This window comes from Centipeda periodontii DSM 2778 (assembly GCF_000213975.1).
Lineage (GTDB): Bacteria > Bacillota > Negativicutes > Selenomonadales > Selenomonadaceae > Centipeda > Centipeda periodontii.
Genome location: NZ_GL892076.1, coordinates 1,706,739 through 1,711,306 on the forward strand (window position 1 = coordinate 1,706,739; position 4,568 = coordinate 1,711,306).

Below are 4,568 nucleotides of genomic sequence, written 5' to 3' on the forward strand. Positions count from 1 at the left end.
TCGTATTCTTTTCGGCGTCACCCGTGGTAGCACTCGGCTTGTTGTTGATGACGAGTCCGCCGTACGCCGCCGTCGTGAGGCTGCCGCCCGTTACACTGAGTTTGTTGTTCTCCACTTTGTTGCCGACGGCGGTGCGCCCTGCCCATGCCTCGGTGTGCGGCGTCGCCTCGTTATACGTTGCGCCCGTGTGGTTTTTGTACTGATACCCTGCCGCACGCACTTCGGTGGTGGAAACCCCGGAGCCGAGGGTGTCGATGCTGAACTCGAAGTTTCCGCTCGTAACGCCCTTGACACCGCCGTTTGCCGTATACGTGTCGGTGCTGTTCTTCGTGAAGTCGATGCCTGCCGCGTTGCGCATGAGGACGAGGTTGTATGCCTCATAGGTGCTGATGCCGCTGTTGAAGTTTGTCGCATCCACGGTGAGTTTGCCCCAGTCGAGGCTTCCGGTCGCACCTGTGCCGAGGGTCAGCATGGGGTTCGCGGCATTCAGCGCACTGCTGTTGAGGTTGAACTTCAGGTTCTCGAAGTGCGCGATGTTGCCTGCCGTGGCATTGGTGTTGACGTTGAGCGTGTTGCCCGTATCCGTCGCCTTGTTGCCGCCGTAGATGGTGCCCGCGATGTTCGTTCCTGCCGCAAGGCTGTGCGCCCCGTCGCCGAGGCTTACGGTGTTGTCCGTGGTCGCGCCCGCGCCATTTGCAAAGCCGCCGTAGAGGTCGCCCGCAAGAGTGCCGCCCGTGACGGTGACGGTGCTGTTCTTTGCATCGCCCGCACCGGCATTGTAGCCCGCATAGACGTTGCCGCCGATACTGCCACCCGCGATTTGCACTTCGCTGCCCGTGACATTGCCCGTCGCCGCACTGTCCGCGATCTGTCCGCCGTAGACACTTCCCGTGACACTGCCGCCGGAGATACTGACCTTGTTCTCTGTCGCCGCGCCTGTCGCGCCCACCGCCGTGAGTGCCGCGCCGTAGAGGTGGACGGTCGTGCCGTCCGTCATCTCAGCCGTATTCTTTGTGGCGTTGCCCGCCTTGGTCTTGACCTCGGCACCGTAGGCATTTGCCGCTACTGCACCCGTGTTCAGGATGAGCTTGTTCTCCGTCGCATCCCCATTCGTCTTGGGGTTGCCGTAGCTGTCAAGCTCCGTGTTCGAGACCATGCCGCCGCGTGCGATAAGTGTTGCACTGCCGCCCGTCACCGTCAGTGTGTTGTTCTTGACGGTGTTGCCGACGATGGAACGTCCGCCCCATGCGCCATTGGGAGCTGCACCTCCCGCATAGGCTGCCCCTGTGTTGTTCTGGAAGCGGTACCCCTTGAGGTAGACGTTCGGACTGGTGGCGCTGTTGCCGTCGGTCGTGATGTCCGCCTCATAGTCGGTCGTGTGAATGCGTCCGCGCGTTCCTGTCGTGTTGTAGGTTGTGCCAAAGTTGATGTTGCTGCCGTTGTGCAAAAGCGTAAAGATACGGTCGTCCGTTGCACTTGCGGTTGTGTTGTCGAGGTTGTCGACGTAGAGTTTGTTCCAGTCCAGTGTCGTTGCGTTGCCGTCGTTGAGCGTCAGGAGTGTATCCCCCGCCGCGATGTGGGTGCTCGTTGCCTTGAAATTGATCTTGTCAAAGTGCGCAATGTTGCCCGCCGTGACGGTGTCGTAGACGTTGAGCGTGTTGTCTGCCGCGGCCGCCTTGTTGCCGCCGTAGATGGTGCCCGAAATGCTCGTACTCGAAGCAACGGCATCGGATTCCGTGCCGAGATTGACGGTGTTGCCTGTGGTCGCGCCCGTGCCCGCCGTATAGCCACCGTAGATGTTCGCCATTGTGCCGCCCGTGATGGTGACAATGTTACCCGTGGCATTTCCTGTTGCTGCGGCATGGGAAAGATAGCCGCCGTAGACATTGCCATAGCCTGCGCCATAGTGTCCCGTATTGCCGACTTCACCACCCGAGATATTCACTTTGTTGTCTGTGGCGTTGCCGCTCTGCACGGCAGTGAAGCCACCGTAGATTGTGCGTACGTTGCCGCCCCTCAGGTTGACGGTGTTTTCTGTGCTGTTGAATTTCGCAGCGGCTGAGGTTCTTGTCCCTGCCGTCCAGCCGCCGTACGCGTCACGATGGTTCGTGCCGCTTAAGGTGAGGGTGTTCTTCGTCGTTGTGTTGCCAAGGACGGAGCGTCCCGCCCAGATGTCTGCCGTGAGGCTCCCTGTGGTCGGCGTTACATCGGCATCCTTGAACTGGTACCCGCCCAAGAGGATCTGCTTTGCCGTCCCCGTGTTTGTGTCCGTGTCCACGGTGACTTCGTGCGTGCCCGTGGAGGAGATTTCTTTCGCACCGGTGTAGCCCGCGACGATGATGTTATTGAGGTTCTGCATCAGGATGGATGTGCCGCTCGGTGCATTCCCCGTATGCTTGAACTTCGTCCAGTCGAGATTTGTCGCACTGCCGCCGACAAGGTCCAGCATGGGATTTGCCTGATTGAAGGTGCTGTTGAAGTTGAACTTCACCATGCCGAAATTGGAGATGTTGCCCGCTGTGGCGTTGGTGTTGACGTTCAGGACGTTGTCGGTATCTGCCGCCCCGTTGCCGCCGGAGATGGTGCCCGTAACAGTGGTGACGGCGTTCGTTGTGCCATTGCCAAGATTTACAGTGTTGCCCGTGGTCGCGCCCGATGCGGTGTGTCCGCCGTAGACAGAGCCAGAAACAGTGCCGCCGTAGAGATTCAGTGTATGTCCGGTCGCTGCGCCCGTGCCTGCCGCTCTGCCGCCGTAGACGTTGCCGCCGACACTGCCCGCAGAGATGGTGATTTTGCTCTTGGTCGCATCCCCTGCACCCGTCGCAACGTCACTGCCGTATACGGAGCCGCCGATCGTGCCGCCCGAGACGCTGACTTCACTTTCGGTGAGCGCACCGCTGCCCGCCGTATGCGCACCATAAAGAGAGCCGGTGAGGGCGCCTCCTGTCATCTCGGCTTTGTTTTTGGTCGCATTTTGGGTGCTCGCTGCTGCGGAGAGATCGGCGCCATACGCAGAGTCGCTGATGGTTCCGCCCGTGATCTTGACGCTGTTCTCCTCGGCACCGCCGCCCGCAGCATTTACTTTTACGCCGTAGGCATTGGTGACACTGCCGCCCGTGACTTCAAGTGTGTTCCTCTCTGCCTTGCCCGCCGTTGTTTGGAAGGTGCCGTCCGTGTTGTGCTTCTTGTTCTCGACCAGTCCGCCGTATGCTGCTGTCGTGAGCGTGCCGCCCGAGACGGTGAGCTTGTTGTCCGTGACCGCCTGCCCGCTTGCCGTACGCCCCGCCCACGCTTCTGTGTGGGAAGGTGTTTCGTTGTACGTCGCCGTATGATTCTTGAACTGATGCCCGTCGATATAGACATCCTGCGCGGCACTGCCGGTATGGTTGTCTGTGTCGATCATGTATTCCAGATCGCCGACAATCTTCTCCTTGGCTCCATAGGGCGTATAGTTGCTGAAATTGATGCCCGCTCCGTTGTGCATCGCCGTAAAGAGCCGTGCGTTGTATGTGCTCGGCATAAAGCTGAAGCTGCCGGGATTCACCTCGACACCCGCCCAGTCGAGGCCCGAGGTTGCACCGCCGCCGATGGTGAGGAGGGTGTTCGCCGTCGGATAGCTCACGGTGGTTGTGCTGTTGAGGTTGAACACGGTCTTGCCGAAGTTCGTAACGCCGCGTGCCGTGATGTTCTGCGTGTTGACATTCAGCGTGTTGTCCGTCATGACATCGCTCGAAGAAGTGCCGAAGCCGCCGTAGATGAAGACGTTGCTGAGTGTGGGCGCGTTAAACGTACCGTCACTCTTGCCGAGGTTGACGGTGTTGCCCGTCGCTTTGCCCGTGCCCTCGGTATAGCCGGCATAGATTTCGTTATTGCCACCGAATGTTCCGTTTTCGATGTTGATGGTGTTGCCCGAGGCGTTGCCCGCCGAAACGTTGTTCGGCGGCGTAAGGGACGCATTCGTCGCAATGTATCCGCCGTAGAGCTTGCCGCCCGCATTCAGCGTACCGCCCTTGATGTTGATGACATTGTTCTTCGCGTCGGCATTCTTGGTGGTGTCGACCAGTTCCGGATGCTCCTCATCCTCGGGATTGACAAGGAGATGCACGCCCGTCGTGTAGCCCGCATAGCCGTTGGTCACCGAACCTCCTGTCTTGAGGTTCAGCGTGTTGAAATCCGAGCCGCCGCTCTGCGCATCCGTATATCCCGCGCGTGCATTTGGATGACTTCCGCCCGTGAGGTTAAGTTCGTTATGATTCGTCGTGTTGCCGTATACGGACAGTCCGGAGTACGTATTACGCACAGTGGAGCCGGGAGTTGTAACGTTATCCCCAATGCCTGCATTTTGGAAACGATTGCCGTCAACGGAAAGAATAGACGCGCTTGTCATCGTCGTTCCAGAGAGCGTGCCGTTCGCTCGTTTACCAAACTCGTAATCGCCACGGGAGCCGACGATCGTGGGCGCATAGTTATTTAGCGTAAGAGGCGCCCCAGAGTACAATGTAAGCGTCGGTGTATTGACGTTGTTCGCAGCAAGGGCGGTTGCCCACGTTCTCAGTTCCGTGACGGTT

The 4,568-nt window shown here is 59.3% G+C and carries 1 protein-coding gene; it reads right to left on the reverse strand.

The window, feature by feature from the left end; translation table 11 throughout:
* The coding region (locus tag HMPREF9081_RS14100; protein WP_425358241.1) for a beta strand repeat-containing protein at positions 1 to 4,568 on the reverse strand (4,568 nt) is incomplete at both ends.